Source organism: Sorangium sp. So ce302 (assembly GCF_051530145.1).
Lineage (GTDB): Bacteria > Myxococcota_A > Polyangia > Polyangiales > Polyangiaceae > Sorangium > Sorangium cellulosum_B.
Genome location: NZ_CP150326.1, coordinates 7,483,057 through 7,502,755, shown reverse-complemented (window position 1 = coordinate 7,502,755; position 19,699 = coordinate 7,483,057). Strand labels below are relative to the sequence as shown.

At 72.9% G+C, this 19,699-nt stretch carries 15 protein-coding genes; 11 read left to right on the top strand and 4 right to left on the bottom strand.

Going from position 1 to position 19,699, the window contains the following annotated elements; all coding sequences use genetic code 11:
* Positions 1-143: 143 nt before the first annotated feature.
* A complete protein-coding gene (locus WME73_RS28395) occupies positions 144-686 on the bottom strand; it encodes an FAD-dependent oxidoreductase (RefSeq protein WP_437911562.1) in 543 nt (180 codons plus the stop codon).
* 3 nt (positions 687-689) lie between these two features.
* On the opposite strand from WME73_RS28395, the gene WME73_RS28390 reads away from it, so the two are divergent.
* Together WME73_RS28390 and WME73_RS28385 are read left to right on the top strand one after the other, a co-directional pair.
* A complete protein-coding gene (locus WME73_RS28390) occupies positions 690-815 on the top strand; it encodes a hypothetical protein (protein WP_437911561.1) in 126 nt (41 codons plus the stop codon).
* 973 nt (positions 816-1,788) lie between these two features.
* Entirely contained in the window at positions 1,789-3,312 is a 1,524-nt protein-coding gene (locus WME73_RS28385) for a phytase (protein WP_437911560.1), read from the top strand.
* A gap of 46 nt (positions 3,313-3,358) precedes the next feature.
* On the opposite strand, the gene WME73_RS28380 is transcribed toward WME73_RS28385, so the two are convergent.
* Positions 3,359-3,493 (bottom strand): hypothetical protein, encoded by a 135-nt coding sequence (locus WME73_RS28380; protein WP_437917443.1) that lies wholly within the window; start codon positions 3,491-3,493, stop codon positions 3,359-3,361.
* Between the two features lie 38 nt (positions 3,494-3,531).
* On the opposite strand from WME73_RS28380, the gene WME73_RS28375 reads away from it, so the two are divergent.
* The 3 genes from WME73_RS28375 to WME73_RS28365 all read left to right on the top strand — a co-directional run bounded on the left by WME73_RS28375 (position 3,532) and on the right by WME73_RS28365 (position 7,690).
* Entirely contained in the window at positions 3,532-3,969 is a 438-nt protein-coding gene (locus tag WME73_RS28375; protein WP_437911559.1) for a hypothetical protein, read from the top strand.
* Between the two features lie 352 nt (positions 3,970-4,321).
* Positions 4,322-6,112: a DUF1588 domain-containing protein gene (locus WME73_RS28370; RefSeq protein WP_437911558.1), complete on the top strand. Its 1,791-nt coding sequence runs from the start codon at positions 4,322-4,324 to the stop codon at positions 6,110-6,112.
* Positions 6,113-7,690, top strand: coding sequence for a DUF1552 domain-containing protein (locus tag WME73_RS28365; protein WP_437911557.1), 1,578 nt, complete (start codon positions 6,113-6,115; stop codon positions 7,688-7,690).
* 544 nt (positions 7,691-8,234) lie between these two features.
* Here WME73_RS28365 and WME73_RS28360 read toward each other — a convergent pair.
* Entirely contained in the window at positions 8,235-9,176 is a 942-nt protein-coding gene (locus WME73_RS28360; protein ID WP_437911556.1) for a sulfurtransferase, read from the bottom strand.
* Positions 9,177-9,835: 659 nt separating this feature from the next.
* On the opposite strand from WME73_RS28360, the gene WME73_RS28355 reads away from it, so the two are divergent.
* The 6 genes from WME73_RS28355 (at position 9,836) to WME73_RS28330 (ending at position 18,310) form a co-directional block, all read left to right on the top strand.
* Positions 9,836-10,714: a hypothetical protein gene (locus tag WME73_RS28355; protein WP_437739511.1), complete on the top strand. Its 879-nt coding sequence runs from the start codon at positions 9,836-9,838 to the stop codon at positions 10,712-10,714.
* Between the two features lie 19 nt (positions 10,715-10,733).
* Positions 10,734-14,048 (top strand): hypothetical protein, encoded by a 3,315-nt coding sequence (locus WME73_RS28350; RefSeq protein WP_437911555.1) that lies wholly within the window; start codon positions 10,734-10,736, stop codon positions 14,046-14,048.
* A 58-nt stretch (positions 14,049-14,106) separates the two neighbouring features.
* Positions 14,107-14,709, top strand: coding sequence for a hypothetical protein (locus WME73_RS28345; protein ID WP_437739509.1), 603 nt, complete (start codon positions 14,107-14,109; stop codon positions 14,707-14,709).
* Positions 14,710-14,848: 139 nt separating this feature from the next.
* Positions 14,849-15,760: an MYXO-CTERM sorting domain-containing protein gene (locus tag WME73_RS28340; protein ID WP_437739508.1), complete on the top strand. Its 912-nt coding sequence runs from the start codon at positions 14,849-14,851 to the stop codon at positions 15,758-15,760.
* 195 nt (positions 15,761-15,955) lie between these two features.
* Positions 15,956-17,425 (top strand): alpha-amylase family glycosyl hydrolase, encoded by a 1,470-nt coding sequence (locus tag WME73_RS28335; protein WP_437739507.1) that lies wholly within the window; start codon positions 15,956-15,958, stop codon positions 17,423-17,425.
* 42 nt (positions 17,426-17,467) lie between these two features.
* Positions 17,468-18,310: a glutathione S-transferase family protein gene (locus tag WME73_RS28330; RefSeq protein WP_437739506.1), complete on the top strand. Its 843-nt coding sequence runs from the start codon at positions 17,468-17,470 to the stop codon at positions 18,308-18,310.
* A 66-nt stretch (positions 18,311-18,376) separates the two neighbouring features.
* Here the strand turns inward: WME73_RS28330 and WME73_RS28325 are convergent, their stop codons facing one another.
* A complete protein-coding gene (locus WME73_RS28325) occupies positions 18,377-19,417 on the bottom strand; it encodes a phosphatase domain-containing protein (RefSeq protein WP_437911554.1) in 1,041 nt (346 codons plus the stop codon).
* Positions 19,418-19,699: the final 282 nt, after the last annotated feature.

The window sequence follows — 19,699 nt, the reverse complement described above, 5'->3', positions numbered from 1 at the left end:
CACAACAAGGTTAGCTAACCTCTTAATTTTTCTGGGATTTCCTCACGGGAGCGAGATCGCACAGGAGAGGTGATGTCCACTCGACTCGCCCAAAGTCTGGAAAGACTGAAGTTTTCTGACATCCACAAAAGCGCTTGGACTTCCTACCCGCACATCTCGGCCTCGGAGCGGCGGTACACGATCGCCACGTCGACCCCGAGCAGCGCCAGCTCGTGCGCGACGTCGAGCGCCGTGTTGCCGCCGCCGACGACGGCCGCGCGCCGGACGCCCGCGAGATCGAGGCGCGGATCGGCCTTGAGCCGCTCGATGAACGCGGTCGCGCCCACCACGCCCTCGCCGTCCTCCCCGGGGACGCCGAGGCGCGCGTCGGCGCCGAGGCCGAGCCCCAGGAAGACCGCGTCGTAGCCCGCGAGCAGGTCGCTCGCCGAGATCTCCCCCGGCGCGGTCGCCCGCTCGACGACCGCGACGCCCGTGCGGAGCTCGACGTCCCCGAGCGACAGCACCCACTCGAGCTCGCGGAGCGCCTCGTGCCCCTTCATCTTGTAGGGCGCGATCCCGAGCGTGTTCAGGCCGCCGGGGATCGACCGCTGCTCGAAGATCACGGCGCGGTGCCCCTCGAGGGCGAGGTAGCCCGCCGCGGCGATCGATGCGGGCCCCGCGCCCACGAGCGCGACGCTCCTGCCCACGTCGTGGTTGCGGAGGGGGGCTTCACGCGCGCCGACGATACCGGCGTCACCTTTCACGAGGAGCGCGCCCCCTCGCGCGAGGAGGTCGCTGGCATCGCCGCGCGCGTCGCGAAGCGCATGACGCGGTGACGAAGGCGGCGCGGTCTCGTCGACGAGCGCCCCGCGGCCTCGGAGGCGAGTGCCCCGGCCGCGCAGAGCGGTCCGCGCACCCGCCTCGGCACCGGCGTCACGAAGCCAGTCGGTGCGCGCATCGACTGGGCGAGCCTGCTCCGCAGGGGGTACCTCGAGGACGTGTTGGCCTGCCCGTGTGGCGGGCGACGGAGGCTCGTGGCCGACATCTCCGAGCGCGAGGTCATCGTCGCCCTCCTCAAGCATCTCGGGCTCCCGAGCGAGGCGCCTCCCATCGCGCGTGCGCGGAGCCCGAGCTGCGAAGCGGCGTGAGCGCCGCAGGCGAAGCCCCCTGGCGCCCGCAACGCCGGCGTCGAGGCCGACGTGCGCCCGCGGCGCTGCCCGCGCCACAGGTTCGGGGCAAACGCGCTCGGTCGCGCAGCGCCGACCGACCCGAGGCGCCCCGACAACCGGCGACTGGGCGGTAGAAGGGGCATTCGCCACGAGGAGCGTGGCCTGTGGTGGGTGCTCGCGCAGGTCTTTGCGCAGATTCGGCGCAACCCTGGACCGAGGCCATGGACGACCATCAGCATGGGCACGACAGTCCACATGGGCATCGCGGCCACCTCGGCGAGCGGATCGCTCACCGCGACCGCTCAGGTCGACGATGTGGCGGTATCGGGAACCATTGTGCCGTGAAGGCAGCATGATCGCGCGGGAGCACGGGCAGCTCCGCCATGAGCTCTCCCGTGCTCCTGCGCATCGCTCAGCGTCCCCCTGGGTTCCCCTTCAGCCGGGCCAGCCGCCGCCCGCGGCGACGCTGGCCCGTTCACGGGAAGCGCACCCAAAGTTCACGCGGTCGTGGCGCGAGCTCGGCAGGCGCACGGTAACAGCCGTGCGGTCAGCAGGCACGCCACGCTCGTGGCTGCCCGAAAGGAGCCACATATCGATGAGAGCCGCTCGATTCGTCGTATTATTCGTTTGGGCGCTGCCCATGCCCCTCGGGTGCTCGCAGCACCTGAACGAACAGGTGAACGCGCTGAGCCAAGCGACCTCTGGGTCGCCGGTGATCGAGGCGCGCGTCGAGACAGCGGCGCTGCACGCCTATGACGACGCGCCCCGCGCGCCCGACGCGGACGACCCGGCGATCTGGGTGAACCCCAGCGACTCGGGCGAAGGCCTCGTCATCGGCGTGCTGAAGGACGCCGGGCTCCAGGTCTACGACCTGGAGGGGAACGTCGTGCAGACGATCCTCCCCCCGTACCGGCCGGCGGTCACCGCGCAGGACCCGCCCGTGCCCGGCACGAAGCCCGAGAGCGGAACGAGCGCGTGCCCCGAGAGCGGATCCGGTGAGACCTACAGCCGCTTCAACAACGTCGATGTGCAGTACGGCTTCGAGCTGATCAAGGCGAACGGCTCGGAAGAGGAGGTCGACATCGCCGTGGTCACCGATCGGGGCTGCGACCGGCTCCGGATCTATGCCATCAAGCCGAACAGCTCGAGCGGGCCTCTCATCGACATCACCGCGTCGAGCGCGCCGCGCGTCTTTCCGAGCCAGTTCGTTCAGCCGTCCTCGCTCCAGCCGACCGGCGAGCCGTCCGGGGTCCGCGACAATGACCTGGATGACCAGAACACCGCCTACGGCCTCGCGCTCCGCCGCCTCGAGGACGACGACGAGTACCGCGCCTTCGTGACGCAGCGGAACCGCAGCGTCGTCGCCGAGCTCGAGCTGTACGCTGCCGGAAGCGGCAAGGTCTCCTACGCCAGGGTGCGCGAGTTCCGGTTTAACCCGGTCTTCACCGTCCCAGGGAGCCCTTCGATCCAGTGGACGCCCTGCCGCGAGGAGCCCGAGAGCGATCCGCAGTTCGAGGGTCTGGTCGTCGACCAGCAAGAGGGTGTGCTCTTCGCCGCGCAGGAGGTGGTCGGCGTCTGGCGCGTGCCGCTCAGCGACGCGCTCCCGGCGACCGTCAATGTGCCGGCGAGCCGGCTGATCGAGAAGGCCCGCTCGTTCGGGGAGCCGTGGTGGGCTGTCCCCGACGACGGCGAGTACGCCTGCGAGAGCTCGGCGCCCGGAACCCCGGTCGCCGGGACGATCGCGGCGCCCGGCAACCCCTCGGCGGGAGGCCTGCACCTGGAGAGGGACGTCGAGGGGCTGGCGATCTATTACGGCGAGGACGAAGACGGGTATCTGCTCGTGTCGAGCCAGGGCAACGATACGTTTCACGTGTACGACCGGGAAACCCCGACAGACCATATCGCCACGTTCCAGGTCGAGGGCACCGGCGAGACCGATGGGCACGACGTCGTGAACGTGCCGGCAGGCAGCGACTTCCCGTACGGCCTCTTCGTCGTCCAGAACGGCCAGGCGAGCGGGCCCTCCTCCGAGGACCCGATCAACGGATTCGAGTACGACGGCTCGACGCAGTTCAAGCTCCTCGGCTGGGAGGACATCGCGGGCGAGCTGGATCTCGATGTCGAGGAGGACGAGTTCGATCCCCGCGATCCGCACGACGACTGACGCGCCCCGCTCGGCTCCCGGCGCGGCGAGCCTCCGCGGCGCCGGATCAGCCCTCTGCGGCTCGGCGCATGCCCCTTGCTGGTCCAGCTGGCGCACCACGCGGCACGGGTTGCCGACGGCGAACACGCCGCGCGGCGCACAGCTGCGGATCGCGAAAGGCGTACGGCTCGCCCGCCAGCATCTTTTCCTTCTCGGTCTTCGGCATCACCTCTCCACGTCGTGGTTGCGGACGGGGTCTTCACGCGCGCCGACGATACCGGCGTCACCTTTCACGAGGAGCGCGCCCCCTCGCCCGAGGAGGTCGCTGGCATCGCCGCGCGCGTCGCGAAGCGCATGACGCGGTGGCGAAGGCGGCGCGGTCTCGTCGACGAGCGCCCCGCGGCCTCGGAGGCGAGTGCCCCGGCCGCGCAGAGCGGTCCGCGCACCCGCCTCGGCACCGGCGTCACGAAGCCAGTCGGTGCGCGCATCGACTGGGCGAGCCTGCTCCGCAGGGGGTACCTCGAGGACGTGTTGGCCTGCCCGTGTGGCGGGCGACGGAGGCTCGTGGCCGACATCTCCGAGCGCGAGGTCATCGTCGCCCTCCTCAAGCATCTCGGGCTCCCGAGCGAGGCGCCTCCCATCGCGCGTGCGCGGAGCCCGAGCTGCGAAGCGGCGTGAGCGCCGCAGGCGAAGCCCCATGGCGCCCGCAACGCCGGCGTCCACGCCGACGTGCGCCCGCGGCGCTGCCCGCGCCACAGGTTCGGGGCAAACGCGCTCGGTCGCGCAGCGCCGATCGACCCGAGGCGCCCCGACAACCGGCGACTGGGCGGTAGAAGGGGGCATTCGAAGTCCTAGCCTCTAAAAATGCTCGCGCGCTGGTTTTCTGCTTGGTACTCTAGTTGGCCGTATGCCGCTGAATTCAGCGTCTTCTCCGCCGTGGAGTGCCCTCGCTTCGGTGGTCGCGATGAGCGCGGGTCGAGATGTGGATCGATGAGGTGGCCATCGACACGCAGAGGATTGGGTGCGTTCTATGAGCAGGGACAATTTTCTGAAGCAATGGGCTCCGAGGACGGCGCTGATAAGCGCCCTGCTGCTGCCCGCCGGCTGCACCGGCACTTCCGCCTCCCCCGAGGGACGCGGCGGCGGTGACGGCGGCCAGATCGATCCCCTGGCTGCCGCGCCGGCGCAGTTCAGCTGCGACACTGCGGCGGTCCCGGCGGAGCTGCCCCTGCCGAGGCTCTCCCGCACGCAGCTTCAGGGGACGCTGCAGTTCGCGATCGAGCTGGCCGCGCCCACCGAGGCCGCCGCGATCTGGAACGAGGTCAGCGCGACGTTCGCGCAGTACCCGGCGGATTCGGTGACCCCGGCTCCGGGGGACTTGAGGGGCGGCTACGCGCGGACCGACCAGGGGATTCAGCAGACGCAGATCGACGCGATGTACACCACCGGCGTGGCGATCGGTCAGCAGCTCACGTCCACCGACGCGCGGATGGCGGCGATGCTGGGCGCCTGCGCGACCGATTCGTCGACCACCAACGACCGCACCTGCCTGGAGAGCTTCATCGGCACGTGGGGCTCGCGGGTGCTGCGCTACGCGCTCAGCCAGGCGGACGTGACCTTCTACGCCGACATCGCCGGCGACACGCCGGTGGACAAGGCCGCGGTGGCGGACGTGATCGCCGCGCTGCTCAACGCGCCGCAGACGCTCTACCGGGTGGAGCACGGCACCGACGACGCCGCGGCGGCGGTGAGCCCGCTGTCGGCGTACGAGCTCGCTTCGCGGCTGTCGCTCGAGTACTGGCAGGTCCCGCCGGACGACGCGCTGTGGGCCGCGGCGGCGGATGGATCGCTGTTGAACGACGCCACCTATGAAGCGCAGCTCGAGCGCTTGGTGAAGAGCCCGTCCTCGCAGAGCTCGCTGGACGAGTTCGTCACGCAGTGGCTGCGCCTCGACGAGCTGCCGCGGCTGGACGCGCTCAACGCCGACCCGAAGTTCAAGGCCTTCGCCGGCGCGCAGCTTCCGACGAGCACCGCGCGCGACGCGTTCATCGCCGACGTGCTCGCCTCCGCCCGGGCCACCGTGGGCGGCGGCCAGTCGGTGAGCGACTTCCTCAACGACAAGCACGCCTATGCCACCGATGACTACCTCGCCGGCATCTACCAGGTACCCACCTGGACCGGCTCCGGCGAGGCGCCGCTGTTCGGCTCCAGCGAGCGGGTTGGCCTGCTCACCCGCGCCGCGCTGCTCGCCACCGGCACGGTCACCACTCGGCCCATTCACAAGGGCTACCTGGTGCGCAACGCGCTGCTCTGCCAGCAGCTGGGGGCGCCGCCGGCGAGCGCCAACACCCAGCCGCCCACCTCCACCGCGAGCATGACCACGCGGGAGAGCGTGACCGAACGCACCGCCGGCGGAGTCTGCGGCGGCTGCCACACCAACATCATCAACCCGCCCGGCTTCATCACCGAGAACTTCGATGCGCTGGGACGCGAACGCACCGAAGAGCAGGTGTTCGACGCTACCGGCGCGCTCCTCACCTCGCTGCCCGTGGACACGCTGTCGGTGCCCCAGGTGCAGATCGGTGACTCCCGCGAGATGTCGGATGCGGCGGAGCTGACCCGGGCGATCGACGACTCCAGGCTGTTCCACTCCTGCCTGGCGCGGCAGTACTTCCGCTTCAGCCAGAGCCGGATCGAAGCGCCCGCTCAGGATGGCTGTCTGCTCGAGGCGCTGGAGAGCAAGGCGCGCAGCGGAGCGTCTTTCGCGGACGTGCTGAAGACGCCCGCCCAATTCACCACGTTCAAGGCGAGGAGGTTCTAGATGAGCCACGACAAGCAGATGAACCGGCGGCTCTTTCTGCGCGGCGCGGGTGGCGCGATGCTGGCGCTGCCGCTCTTGCCTTCGCTGTTCGTCTCCAGCAAAGCGCTGGCGGCGGTGCCCCCCCCCAAGGTCTTCGTCCACATGCGCACGGGGCACGGCGGGGTCACCCTGGCGAACATGTACCCGGCCGACGCCACGCTTACCCAGACGCTGACATACACGCACCCGGTTCGGCGCGGCGCGCTGGCTGCGAAAGTGAACGGAGCCACCGCGTCGTTGAGCCCGGTGTTGTCCGCACCGTCCAGCATGCTCACCCCGTCGTTGGTGGCGAAGATGAACGTGCTGCGCGGGCTAGACATCCCGACGATGATGGCCCACAACTTTGGCGGGGCGCTCGGGTACTACGACGACGACAAGGGGGTTCCGTCGAAGCCGCGCGCGACGATCGATCAGATCATGGCGTATTCGCCCGCGTTCTACCCGGATCTCTCCTCGGTCAGAAAACGCAGCGTGATAATCGAAGGTTCGAACAGCGGCAGCCACGGGTACAACACCCCGGGAGACCCGACCTCCGGCGTCGACACCAACGCGATCGGCGGGACCGAGAGCGCGCAGGGGCTATTCGACTCGCTGCTGGCCGGCATCTCCAGCGGGCCCGCCACCCGCCCGCCCTTGGTGGACCGGTTGCTGGAGAGCTACAAGCGGCTGCGAAACAGCAACAAGCGGCTGTCCCAGGAGGATAAGCTGCGGCTGGACCAGCACATCGACAAGGTGGCGGAGCTGCAGCGGCGCCTGGGCACCAGCCTGCCCGCGGGCTGCACGGTGCCCACCCGGCCCTCGACCAACAACCTGAGCCTCCGGCCGATGGACGGCGATCCGGCGAAGAACGTGCAGTTCTTCCAGATGCTGAACGACGTGCTCGCGGTGGCCGCCAACTGCGGGGTGACGCGCATCATCACCCTGGCCATCGACGAGAACAACCAGGGGCTCACCTTCACCAACCGCGCGGCGCAGGGAGAGGACTGGCACAACAACGTGGCGCACGCGGCGCACACGGATCCCGCGATGCAGGAGCTGGTGAAGCAGTCCCATCAGGTCTTCTTCCAGGGCGTGTACCTGGACCTGGTGAGTAAGCTGAACAGCTACGGCGACGGCCAGGGCGGCACGCTGCTGGACCATTCGCTGGTGGCGTGGGGACAGGAGAGCGGCAACATCACCCACTATGCGTTCTCCATGCCGGTGGTCACCGCGGGCGGCGCCGGCGGCAAGATCAAGACCGGCAGCTACTGCGACTACCGCAACCTGACGATGCACCTCGGGAATCCGTCCAGCAGCACCGAAGACGACAAGCTGTGGCCCGGGCTCACCTACAACCAGTGGCTGGGCACGGCGCTGCAGGCGATGGACATCCCGCCCTCCGAATGGGCGACCGAGACGGACCACCCGGGCTACGGCGCGCGGGTCACCTATACATCGCAGTACGCTTACTTCTTCACCAACAAGGGCTTCACCGCGGACGAGGCGTATTCGGACGCGGTGTGGGAGAAGTCGGCGGAGATTCTGCCATTCCTGGGGTGAGGCTGCGGCGGCGCCGTTGCCGCCCCGAATCGGCCCGCTCGCACCGCCTTGGCGGCGATCGCCGCGCGAACTCCTCGATCCCCCGGGTGATGGCGTGCAGGCGCTGCACCGGGCAGTCGACGTCGACGCCCGCGAGCGCAGCGGTGGAGACCGCGGGCGGGCACCGATGGGCTCAGCTACCTTTAGAATGCGTCGGCAATGCCGGCGCTCGGAGCAGCGAGCAACGAGCTTCAATGGCACGCTTGGCAGCTTCGTGCACTTCCACGTCGTGGTTGCGGAGGGGGTCTTCACGCGCGCCGACGATACCGGCGTCACCTTTCACGAGGAGCGCGCCCCCTCGCGCGAGGAGGTCGCCGGCATCGCCGCGCGCGTCGCGAAGCGCATGACGCGGTGGCGAAGGCGGCGCGGTCTCGTCGACGAGCGCCCCGCGGCGGACCGCTCCAACGAGGAGCGGAGGCGGCCCCGCTCCATGGAGCGGGCGGCGGCCTGTCGGGCCAGCATCGTCGCCACCACGCCGTCGAGCAGGTCCAGCTGCCCTATCGCCTCAGGTGTCTCGCGCCCGTCGCGCCGGCCCGCGCTCGACGGGCAGGTGCTCGCGGCGGCTCCAGTCGACGTACGAGCCGTCGTACATCTTTGTCGGGTAGCCCAAGTGGCGGGATACGAAATAGGCGAATGACGACTGCATGCCGGTGCGGCAATAGACGACCACGGTCCGATCGTCGCGCGCCCCGACCCGCTCGAACATCGCGCGCAGCTCGCCGGCGGGGCGCATGCGGCGCGCGTCGCGATCGACGAAAAAGTCGCGCCAGAAGAGGTTCTGGGCCGTCGGGATGTGACCGCGGCGCGCGACGTCCCCGTTCCCTGCGTCGCCGCGGAACTCGTCCGGCGGGCGCGCGTCCACGAGCACCACGCCGGGATCGTCGAGATGCGCATCTACCCATTCCGCGTCGACGACGCGCTCGGGTTGAGGCTTGCTCGTCAGCGTGCCCAGCCGGGGCTCCGCGGCCTCCGACGAGATGGGATAGCCTTCGGCTCGCCATGCACCGAGGCTCCCGTCGAGCAGGGCGGTCCGATGGCCGTGCCCGATGACGTCGAGCGCAAAGAACGCGCGGGCGGGCGCGAGGCCGTCCATCCCGCCGTACAGCACCACCTGGGAGCCATCGAAGACGCCGGCGCGCTCGAAGGCGGCCTTCACGTCCGCGAGCGGAGGCAGCTCGTTGGGGACGTCCCGCTCGATCGCGAGGACGTCGACGGACAGGAAGCGCGCGCCGGAGATGTGCTCCCGGTCGTACGTGCGGCGATCGCGATCAACGTGGATCACGACGACGCTCGGATCATCCAGGTGCGCCGCGACCCAGGCCGGCGACCGGAGGAGGCTCGCTTCTGGCTGGGGCTCCCTGGTCTCCACGGCCTCGGCGCGGTTCACGCAACCGGGCAGCGCCAGGGCAGCCGCGATCAGGGTGGCTCGTCGCGGTGCACTCTTCATGGCGGACCCGCGGAAAGCAACCGGCATTCCGCCCGCGCCGGCGCGGGATCCGGACGCCCATGATCCCGGGACTCCGCACCTTCTTGAGATGCCCGGCGCCCGCCCGGCGGCCGAGTCCAAGAGCGCGGGACAGCACAGGTCTTGGCGACCCGGCTACGCGAGGCGCTGCTGCTCCGGCTGTAGCCCGATCGCGACGCCTCGCGGCCCCATGCTCCGGACAGCGGCAACTCCCCGGGCTGGTAGGACACCCCGGGCTGGTAGGACACAGCCGTGGGGTGGTCGCGGCAAGGTCGTGAGCCCTCGCGAGACCGCAATGCGCCAGTCGCGGTGAGGCGGCGTACCTCCGCGAGACCACCGTGCGGTGGTCGCGGCAAGGTGGCGTACCTCCACGAGACCACCGTGCGGTGGTCCCGGCAAGGTGGCGTACCTCCACGAGACCACCGTGCGGTGGTCCCGGCAAGGTGGTGGACCCTCGCGAGACCGCCGTGCGGCGGTCGCCGCGGCGCCGTCCGCCCTCGCTCGGCTGCGCCGGGCGATGCACGCGATGCGGTGTGCGCAGGCTGAAGGCGTGCCCTGGCTGCTCGCACGGAACCTCTTCCCGGTCCCCTCGCCCAGCGCGTACTTTACAGTCGAGGACGCCCACCCAGCGAGGAGATGCGATGCCGAGAGCACCCGCAAAGAAGAAGCCCGCCGGCAAGAACAACGACAAGAACAACCAGAAGGCACCCGCCACGGCGCCTGACCGCGCCGACGGCGCGCCCGCGCTCCCGGGCTCGGCCGAGGCAGCCGCCGAGTTCATGGAAGAAGCGCGGCGCCTCCCCGCGCGCGAGATCCGCCCGCTCCGCGCGGACGTCGCGCTCGTCCACCACAACATCCGCGCGGGGCTCGACGCCGTGGGGCCGCACGAGGCCGAGCTCCTGAAGCTGCCCGCTCCCTTCGACCTCGGCGCGATGAAGTCGCTCGGCCGGCTCGCCCTCGGCCTGGTCTATGCCGCGGCGCAGGTGGACCGCTCGTCGCCGGGCACCACGAAGAAGCTCCTCCAGCGCGCGCACGAGCTCCGCGATCTCCTGCTCAGCGCGGCGGTGGCCCTCATGAAGGCGGGCGTCCTGCCGGCCCAGCGGGTGAAGAAGATCATGGCAGGCAGCGGCGCGCGCGACATGGTGCAGGACTGCGTGGATCTCGCCCAGCTCTTCCGCGATCACGCCGCGGAGGTCAAAGGCAAGACCGCGATCACCAGGGCGCAGATCGACGAGACCGCGGCCATCGGCGATCAGCTCCTCTCGCTCCTCAAGCCCAAGGGGGCCAAGGCCAAGGCGCCGGAGCCCGTGAAGAGCGCGGTGGAGGCGCGCGATCGGCTCTGGACGCTCCTCAGCCGGCGTCACGAAGCGCAGCTCCGCCGCGCCGGCATGTGGCTGTGGATCGGCGAGGTCGACGCGCACGTGCCGCCGCTGCTCGCGCGCACCGCGCGCAAGGCGAAGAAGCCGAACGGCAGCGGCGCGTCCGGCAGCGACCGAGGCGGCGCGCTGGACGAGGGCTGATCCCGGTGCGGGCCAGGAAGTGACGCCCCGCGCGCTCCTCGCTGTCCTCGCCGCCGTCCTCGCCGCGTGCAGCGCCGCCCCGGAGCGCCCTCCGCGGCCCGCGCAGCCGCGGGCCGCCGCGCCCGCAGACCCGCTGCCGCTCTCTCCTGCGCGCTACGTCCTCACCGAGGACATCGGCGTGCTCCTCGACGCCGCCGCCGGGGCCGGCGAACGCGCGCCCGCGCCCCGCCCGGAGCCCGCGCTCTTCGAAGGGCGCCGCGTTCGCCTCGATGGGGGCGTCGTGCTCGCCGATGCCCCCGCGGCCGAGCTGCTCCGCGGGTTCCGGTCGATCCCGGCGCGCCTCGGGGGCGGGTTCCTCCTGTGGTCCGAGGGCCGCGTCTACCGCGCCGCCGACTTCCTCGGCGAGCTCGCGCCCATCGCCGACGTCGGCGCTCCCGGCGGCGCGCGGCCGTACCTCGACGCGATCCTCCTGCGCAGCGATCGGGGGCTCCTCGAGATCGATCCCTCCACGCTCGCCGTTCGCCGCTCCGGCGCCGCGGGCGTGGTCGACGCGGTGGCCGTCGACGCGCGCCGCGCGGCGCGCCTCGACCTGTTCGGCCGCGCCTCGGTCACCCTGGACGGGGGCGCTACCTGGATCGACGTGCTCGAGACGCGCGGGCTCGCCACGTCGCTCCTCGAGGAGCAGGACGGCGGCAGAGCGGTCGCGCTCCTGGGTCCGCTGGGCGGCGCCACGCTCCACGTGAACGCCGCCGGCCTCGTACCCGCGGTGCCCCCTCCGCCGCGGGCCGGGCCGAGCGCCTCGCTCTCTCTCCCGCCAGCGCGGGACCCCACGCTCGGCGCCTCCTCGGTCCGCGCGCTCGCTCCAGCGGGGGTCGCGCTGGCCGCGGCCACCGGCGCTCTCCTCCCTGGCGGCCGGTTGCTCGTCGCTCGCGACGGCGGCCTCGCCGTGTTCGCGGCGGCGACCGCCCAGCCCCTCGCGGAGGCGGAGATCGAGAGCCTCGATCCGAGCTATGCGCGCTGCCAGCCGTTCCGGTCGGGCGACGACGTCTTGCTCGCGTGCGCGCACGAGGCCGCCCAGGTGCTCCGGCTCGAGACGACGCTCTCCGCGCCGCGGCTGGAGGCCACGTTCCCGCCCCGCGGCCGAGGCCCCGACCCGATCGCGAGCTCGCAAGGCGCGTTCGTCGGCGACGATCGCGGTCGCCTCGCCTTCATCGGCCGGTGCGGCAGCGTCCCCCCTGGGCTCCACGACTTTCCGGAGAGCCCGGGAGACGCCGGCCCGACCGACGACGAGGCGCCATGGCCCCGGCGCTTCGCGCGGCTGGCGCCCGACGAGCGGCGAGGGGACGCCGCGAGCCGCGAGCCCGTAGAGGAAGGCGTTGCGCGCGTGTGCGTGCGCGTCGGCGGCGGCCGCTGGGTCGAGCGCCGGATCGAGGGCGAGGACGCCGACCGCCTCTACCGCTGGATCGTCGGCGAGCGCGGGAACGTCACCGCGCTCGTGCTGGAGGCGCCGAGCGGTCCGCGGCCGCGGCCCTCCGAGGAGGACGAGGAGGAAGGGCGCCGGACCTCCGAGGGCGAGGAGGAGGACGGCGCGCCGCGGAGATCGCCTCCCGGCCCCCCCGTGCGCGGGCGCGAACGTCGTCCTGCGGGCCCGCCCGAGGGCGTCCGCGTGGTCCGCGTGCGCGATCGCGACCCGGCGCTCACGGGCGGCGCCTTCCCGGCGCTCGCGGGCGGCATCTTCCCGGGGTCCGCCGACGCCGTATCGCCGCCGCGCCTCATCGACACCGATTTCTGGGAGGACGAGGACGGCCTCGTGCGCGGCTGGCTGCACCTGCCCGAGGAGGCCGGCGGCGTCTCGCCCGCCCGCGAGGCGCTGCCGGAGGCGGGCTCTCCCGCGCGCGCCCGTCGAGCGGAGCGGCTGCTCTCGCACCGCCGCGGCGGCCGCATCGCCGGCCTGCGCATCGACGCGCGCGGCGGCGTCACCGTCTTTCCCCTCCCGGCCGGCGTCCAGAACGTCGTCGTCGGCGGGCGGTTCGCGCTCGCCGCCACCGGCGACGACCCGCCGGCCTTCTTCGAGTCGACCGACGGCGGCCGCTCATGGCGCCCGGCCGAGGGCCCGCCCGCGCGCCAGATCGAGCCTCCCTTCGACGAGGGCGCCCCCTTCGCCTGCTCCCCGATCGGCTGCGCGATGGGTGAGCACGGCCTCGTCCGCCTCGGCTGGGGCGGCCCTCCGCCCTCGCCGCGCGGCGCGCCGCCGCCCTTCGCTCCTGCGGTGAATCCAGCGCTCCGTGCCGCGCCTCCGCCGCTCGTCTCCTGCCGCCTCGACGACGACCCCTCGTCCTTCCCGCCGTCGTCGGCCGCCCCGGCGCCGCCCCCCTCGGGTCGCCGCGCTCCCCGGGGCACGCTCGCGGCAGGGGGCGTGCCCGCGACGGCCCGTCCGACCGGCGGCGCGCCCCCTCTCGTCTCGCTGTCGACCGCGCCGTCCTCCCCCCTGGGCGCGCTCCGCGACGGCACCTTCACCGCGAGCGTGCTCCTGCCGTTCGCGCGCGCCGGAGCGCCGCGCCGCCTGTCGCTCCGCGACGGCTCGCTCGGCGCGGCGTCCGGCGACATCGTCCCCGTGCTGCTCGCGCCCGGCGCCAGGGCGCCCGCGGATCTGCTGCTGCTGTTCGACGCGAGCGGCCCGCACGGACGGCGCGGCCTCCGCGTGCGCGCGGGCGCCGAGCCCCCGGCGCTCCTGCCGTTCGACCACGCCGGCGCGATCGCCGCCGCGGTCGAGCTGCCGGGCGGCGAGCTGCTCGCCCTCGACGCCGGGAGGCGCAGCTTCGTCGTCGCCGTGCGGCAGGGCACCTTACCGGCCTTCGGGCTCGCGCGAGTCCCCGAGCTCCCGGGCGCTCGCCTCACCCTGGGCCGCCGGCTCGACGCCCCTGGCGTGGCCCTCATCGGCTACTCCGTCGCTTCCGGCGAGGTGGTCGCGGGGCCGATCGACGTCGCCCGTGGCCAGGTCGGTCCGCTCGAGCCGCTCGGGCCCCTCGCGTCGCTCGCGGAGATGGGCGCCAGCGGCTGCGGCGGCGCGCGGCCGTCGCACCGGTTCATCGCCGAGCTGCCCGCCACGCTGCGGGTGGCTTCGAGGAACGGGGCGCCGCTGTTCGAGGGGGACGCCCCCGCGTCCGCGCTGCTCTCCGGCGGCCGCGGCGCCCTGTGCGTCGAGGCGATCGAGGTCCGCGCCGCGGCCCGGGGCGGGCTGGACCTCGGTGTGGTCTTCGGCCCCGACGGCGCCGCCGCCCCCCGCGGCGGCGGCGTGCGACTTCGCTGCGAGCTTCTGCCAAACCGGCCATGAGGGGCGGCGAGCATCCGGAGATTCCGCGTCGGCGGACCTCTCGTGCTAGGGTCCGCCAATGCCCGCCCTTCGATCCTTGGCCCTGCCGATCGCGGTGGCCGCGTCGATGCTCGCGCTGAACGCATGCTCTGAGCGGCCCACCAGCTTCCCCGATCGCGACGGTGTCATCGCGGCCCAGGCCGAGTGGTGCTCCGCGCTCGCCAAGCTCCAGCGCGCCGGTGCATCCTGGGAGCACCTCAACGCGTGCAAGGCCGCCTACCCGACCTCGTCGCCCACGTACCTCCGCGCGATGACGAGCTGCTTCTCCCGCCGCATGGAGGCCGCCACCGAGAGCTCGCCGGACCGGAGCCAGATCATCCTGGAGTGCAACGACGAGGTGGCCGTCAAGCTGAACCCGGACGAGCCCACGGCGGCGCCGGTCATCGAGTCCCGCTGCGCGCGCATGGCCCGCTGCGAGAGGGTGCCCGTCCCCGCGTGCAAGAGCGCGTTCAGCAAGCTCGAGGGGGCCCAGCGCGCGATGTTCACCACCATCTACAACGCCGCCGGCCGCTACGAGATCATCGACTGCCTCGACAACGCGAGCTGCACCGACAACGAGGAGGCGGGCCGCCAGGCCTGTTACAAGCCCACCTCCGACGCGCTGCTCTGGTTCCCGGACTGAGCCCCGCGCGCTGGCGGTCATCGTCTCGTTCACGCTGGCGGTGATCTTCTCGTCCACGCTGCCAGCCCTCTTCTCGTCCGCGCCGCCCGCCCTCTCGTCCGCGTCTCGTTGCCACGAAATCCCTGGTAGCGTGCCGCGCATGCGAACCGCCCGACCTCGAACCGATCCCCTGTCTCAGCTCGGCGCGCGGCGTCCGCGCGCCGAGCGTCCTCACGCCCGCCCCGGAGCGACCCAGCCCGGCGCGGCGCGCCGCCTCTTCCTTGCGCGCGTCGTCGCTGCCGCGCTCGCGCTGATCGGGGCGTGGCTGCCCGCGAGCGCCGCGCACGCGGCGGGCACCGTCACCATCGTCGACCGCTCGCCCAAGGAGGACAGCGGCCGATGGAAGCTGAAGATGACGATGAACTACGGAGGGATGCCGCACCTCGGGCACATCCCGATGCTGTTCTCGTTCACGCCGACCGTGCACTACGAGCGAGCGCTCACCGACAAGTCGCCCGAGACCCCGATCCTCGTCCGCATCCCGCTCCAGAACCAGCAGTCAATCAACGAGAGCATGGACGTCGGCTTCTCCGACAGCAGCGGCAAGGTCTTTGCGATCACCAAGTTCGACTTCGTCCTCCGGCGCGATCGAGGCTTCGAGGCCGGCGAGTACGAGCTCGTGATCAAGCGGGTGAGCGACGGCGTGCAGATGGGGCCGAAGCAGAAGATCACCCTGCAGGGCGACAACCCCGTCATCGATCGCCGCGCGATCGTCTTCAGCGGCGAGAAGAAAAAGAAGGACGAGAAGGCGGACAAGGCCGAGGCCGAGAAGAGCGACGAGCCCGCCAAGGAAGAGGCCTCCGAGGGCGCGCCCGCGGAGGACGCCGCCGAGGCGGAGGCGCCCGTCGACGACGCGCCGCCGGCCGAGGCGCCGCCGCCGGTGGAGCCCAAGCAGGGCGGCTGCGGCTGCCGGCTCTCGCCCGACGAGGCCGCGACGCCCCTCGCCCTGCCGCTCGTCGCCCTCGGCGCGGCCGCCGCGCTCGCGCGAAGGCGCCGCGCGCGCCGCGCCTGACGGCGCCCGCGCCGCGAGCGCCCGGGATCGAGCGAGACGGCCTCTGTGCTGGACGTTGCGCGCGCGGCCTCGGCCCGCCGCGCCTGCAGCACATCGTGATCGCCCTTGCAGGGACCACCCGAGCCCGCAGACAATCCCCCGCCGGCGCCCGCTGTCCGCGACTCCCTCGCGGGCCCGCCGTCCCCAATCCAATCGATGAGCTCCCTAGTCCCTGCCCACCAGCACCCCCTGCTGTACGCGATCTTCGTGCGTGTCTGGCTCCATGAGCTCTCGCGCGCCGCCAAGGCCAGGGTGACGCTCGCCAGCGTGCCCGACGCGGCGCTCGACCGGCTCGCCGCGCTCGGGGTCGACTACGTGCACCTGATGGGCGTCTGGACGCTCGGCGAGGAGGGCCCGCGCCGCTCGCTCACGGATCCCGACCTGCGCGCCGAGTACGACCGCGTGCTGCCGGACTGGACCGAGGCCGACGTGGCTGGCTCCCCGTTCGCGGTCGCGCGCTACGAGGTGAACCCCGCGTTCGGCGGCGACGCCGGCCTCGCGGATCTGCGCCGGCGCCTCGCGGCGCGGGGCATCGGGGTCATCCTCGACTTCGTGCCCAACCACGTCGCGCGCGATCACCACTGGGTGAAGGAGAAGCCCGAGCTCTTCGTCGCCGGCGACGACGGCGCCCCGCTCAGCGGGCGCGATCCCTACATCCCGCCGTGGCCCGACACGGCCCAGCTCGACTACCGCCTCGCGGCGACGCGCGCCGCGTCCGTCGAGGCGCTCCGCAGCGTCGCGTCGCGCTGCGACGGTGTCCGCTGCGACATGGCGATGCTGGTGCTCGACGACGTCTTCCGGCGCACGTGGTCCAAGCGCCCGTCGACGGAGCGAAAGGGCGAGGCCACCGGCGAATTCTGGGCCGAGGCCATCGACGCCGTCCGCCGCGACCACCCGAGCTTCGTCTTCATCGCCGAGGCCTTCTGGGACCTCGAGTGGCGCCTGCAGATGCTCGGGTTCGACTACACCTTCGACAAGAGCCTTTACGATCGGCTGAGCCACGCCTCCGCGTCGTCGGTCCGCGGCCACCTCGCGGCGACGCCCGACTACCAGCGGCGGAGCGTCCGCTTCATCGAGCACCACGACGAGCCGCGCATCGCCGCCGTGCTCCCCCCGGATCGGCGCCGGGCCGCCGAGTTCATCGCGGCGACGGTGCCCGGGATGCGGTTCATCCACCACGGCCAGCTCGAGGGGCGGACGGTGCGCGCCTCGCTGCACCTCGCCCGCGCCCCCGAGGAGCCGGTCGATCAGGCCTGCCTCGCCTTCCACGAGCGGCTGCTCGCGGCCGTGCGCCGGCCCATCCTGCGCACCGGGAGCTTCGCCACGCTCACCGCGCGCGGGCCGGGCGCCGACGCGTTCGTCGCCTACCGGTGGGAGCCGCTCCCGGCCTGCGGCGCGCCCCGGAGCGCGGCGCCCCTCGTGGCGGTGATCAACTTCGCCCCGTCGCGCAGCGGGTGCCGCATCCCGCTCGACATCGCCGGCATCGCCGGCCGCAAGGTCCTGCTCGCCGACCTCATGACCGGCAACGAGCACCCGCGCGACGGCGACGAGCTCGTCGATCTGTCGCGCGGCCTCGGCGTCGAGCTCCCCGCGTACGGCATCCACCTCTTCGAGATCCGGCGCTGATGCGCGTCGCGCCCGGGTCGTCCAGGGACCTTGGAGATCCTCATGGCTGATCCTGGCGCGGGCGCGCCCCTCCGCCTCATCACCATTCCCTGGAGCCACTTCTGCGAGAAGGCGCGGTGGGCGCTCGATCGCGCCGGCGCGCGGTACCGGGAGGACGCCTACCTCCCGCTCGCCCACGCGCTCCCGTCGCTGAGGGCCGGCGGGCGCCGCTCCGTCCCGGTGCTCGTCTCGCCGGCGGGCGTGCTCGGCGACTCGACCGACATCCTGCGCTACGCCGACACGCTCGTGCCGCCGGAGCGCGCGCTCTTCCTCCAAGGTTCCCGCGAGCCCGACGCGGGCCGCGCCGAGGTCGAGGCGCTCGAGCAGCGCTTCGACGCCGACCTCGGCCCCGCGACCCGCCGCGTCGCGTACTTTCACCTCCTGCCCGACGCGGAGGGCGCGTTCGCCCTGATGGGCGGGTCGTTCCGCTCTCTCGAGGGCGCTGGCGCGGCGCCGCCCTGGTGGTTCGGGCGCGGCACCTTCCGCGCTTACTACCCGGTCGCGCGGGCGGTCATGAAGCGCGTCATGCGCATCGACGCCGCCTCCGCCGAGCGCTCGCGAGGCAAGCTCCGCGCGGTCTTCGACGCGGTGAACGAGCGCCTCCGCGATGGGCGCCCGTACCTCGTCGGAGACCGCTTCTCGGCCGCCGATCTCACCTTCGCCGCGCTCGCCGCGCCGCTGCTCGCGCCCGAGCACCACCCGTCGCCGCTGCCGCCGCCCTCCGAGCTGCCGTCCGAGCTCCGCGCGCTCGCCGAAGGGCTCCGCGGCGAGCCGGCCGGCGCGTTCGCCCTGCGCATGTACCGCGAGCACCGGCGCGCGAGGCCCGGGCGAAGCGCCGTCGGGTGACGCTCGACGCCGCCCGGCCGCGGGCCAGCGCCGGCGCCGGCCCGCGCGCTCACGCGAGCGGCGCGCTCACGCGAGCGCCGGCACGCCCGCGATGAGATCCCGCGCCGCAGGCCCTGCCTTCAGCGGGTCGCGGTGCGCGCCGAAGTGCCGCGCGTGATCCCGGACCGCGCCGATCGCCGCCTCGGGGGAGAGGCCGTGCCGGGCGCGCAGCCACGCTGCCAGCACGACGCCCGCGCGGCCCGCGCCGGACGCGCAGTGCACGACGGCAGGCGCGCCGCTGGACTCGGCGCGCCTCAGCGCGTCGAGCGCGCGCTCCAGCGCGTCGGGCGAGGGGAGCGCGCCTCCGTCGAGCGGCACGTGCGTCACCCGGAGGAACTCGCGCTGGTAGCGGCCGAGGAGCGGGATCCGGTGGAGCGCCAGCTCTCCCTCGTCGAGCAAGCAGAGCACCTCGCGTATCCCGTGCCGCGCCATGAAGGCGAGCCACGCCTCGACGGGCGCGTCGCTCGGATCCGGGTGAGCTGCCGAGCTCGGCGGCGCGACCACGGACGAGCGGATCCCGGAAGCCGACCAGTTCGCCATCCCGAAGCCGGGCCGCTCCGCGCCGTGGACGATCCGGTCGAGCGGCGACGCGGGCGCGAAGTTGAAGGGGGCCGGCGTCGCCTGCTCGTGCGCGCTCCGGTAGAACAGCTCGAACTCCGCGACCGACGCCTCGAGCTCGGGGTCGTCGATGGAGCCTGGCCGCACGCGCCGCACCTCGGCGATGGCCTCGGCCGCCGACCTGCCCAGCGACACGAGGCGGCACGCCAGCACGACCCCGGTGCGCCCGACGCCGCCCTCCCCGTGAACGGCGATCGGCCGCGGCGCCCGGCCGAGGAACGCCACGGCGCGGAGGAGGTCCACGCTCGGGATGCGCGTGAAGTCGGCGAGCGGGCAATGCAGGTGGATGAGCGGGCCCACCGCCGCAGGCGGTGGCGCCCGACGCGAGAGCGACACCAGGCTGCGGAAGCCGAGCTCCGCGAGCTCCTCGACCGCCTGGGGCGCGTGGGGATAGGCCATGCCGGCGAGCTCGCCGGGGATCACGAACGAGAAATTTTCGAGCTCACTCATGGCCGTCGCTCGGTGCGCAGGAGGTCGTGGCTCGCGCCTCGGGGTAGGGCATCCGTCTGCACCTCACCTCGAGGTCGCAGCTCGTCGCAGCGCTTCGCCGCCGCGCTCTGCGAGGCAACCCGGAGCGGCTGCTCCGGGCCGTCGGGCGGCGGCCGCTCGTCCGTCCTGCGGGCGAGCGGGGCGCCGGGCGGGCGGCGGCGGCGGCGAGGCCGAGGACCGCCGAGAGCGTGGGCCTGGGCGCAAGGGCATTCCTCATGGTGGGTGAGCATTGTAACGGCAGTT

Excerpts from the sequence above, each read along its gene's own strand:
- WME73_RS28385 (WP_437911560.1), top strand. The coding sequence starts at position 1,789 with ATGCCCCTCGGGTGCTCGCAGCACCTGAACGAACAGGTGAACGCGCTG.
- WME73_RS28345 (WP_437739509.1), top strand. The coding sequence starts at position 14,107 with ATGCCCGCCCTTCGATCCTTGGCCCTGCCGATCGCGGTGGCCGCGTCG.
- WME73_RS28355 (WP_437739511.1), top strand. The coding sequence starts at position 9,836 with ATGCCGAGAGCACCCGCAAAGAAGAAGCCCGCCGGCAAGAACAACGAC.
- WME73_RS28360 (WP_437911556.1), bottom strand. The coding sequence starts at position 9,176 with ATGAAGAGTGCACCGCGACGAGCCACCCTGATCGCGGCTGCCCTGGCG.
- WME73_RS28370 (WP_437911558.1), top strand. The coding sequence starts at position 4,322 with ATGAGCAGGGACAATTTTCTGAAGCAATGGGCTCCGAGGACGGCGCTG.
- WME73_RS28365 (WP_437911557.1), top strand. The coding sequence starts at position 6,113 with ATGAGCCACGACAAGCAGATGAACCGGCGGCTCTTTCTGCGCGGCGCG.
- WME73_RS28330 (WP_437739506.1), top strand. The coding sequence starts at position 17,468 with ATGGCTGATCCTGGCGCGGGCGCGCCCCTCCGCCTCATCACCATTCCC.
- WME73_RS28340 (WP_437739508.1), top strand. The coding sequence starts at position 14,849 with ATGCGAACCGCCCGACCTCGAACCGATCCCCTGTCTCAGCTCGGCGCG.
- WME73_RS28325 (WP_437911554.1), bottom strand. The coding sequence starts at position 19,417 with ATGAGTGAGCTCGAAAATTTCTCGTTCGTGATCCCCGGCGAGCTCGCC.
- WME73_RS28380 (WP_437917443.1), bottom strand. The coding sequence starts at position 3,493 with ATGCTGGCGGGCGAGCCGTACGCCTTTCGCGATCCGCAGCTGTGCGCC.
- WME73_RS28335 (WP_437739507.1), top strand. The coding sequence starts at position 15,956 with ATGAGCTCCCTAGTCCCTGCCCACCAGCACCCCCTGCTGTACGCGATC.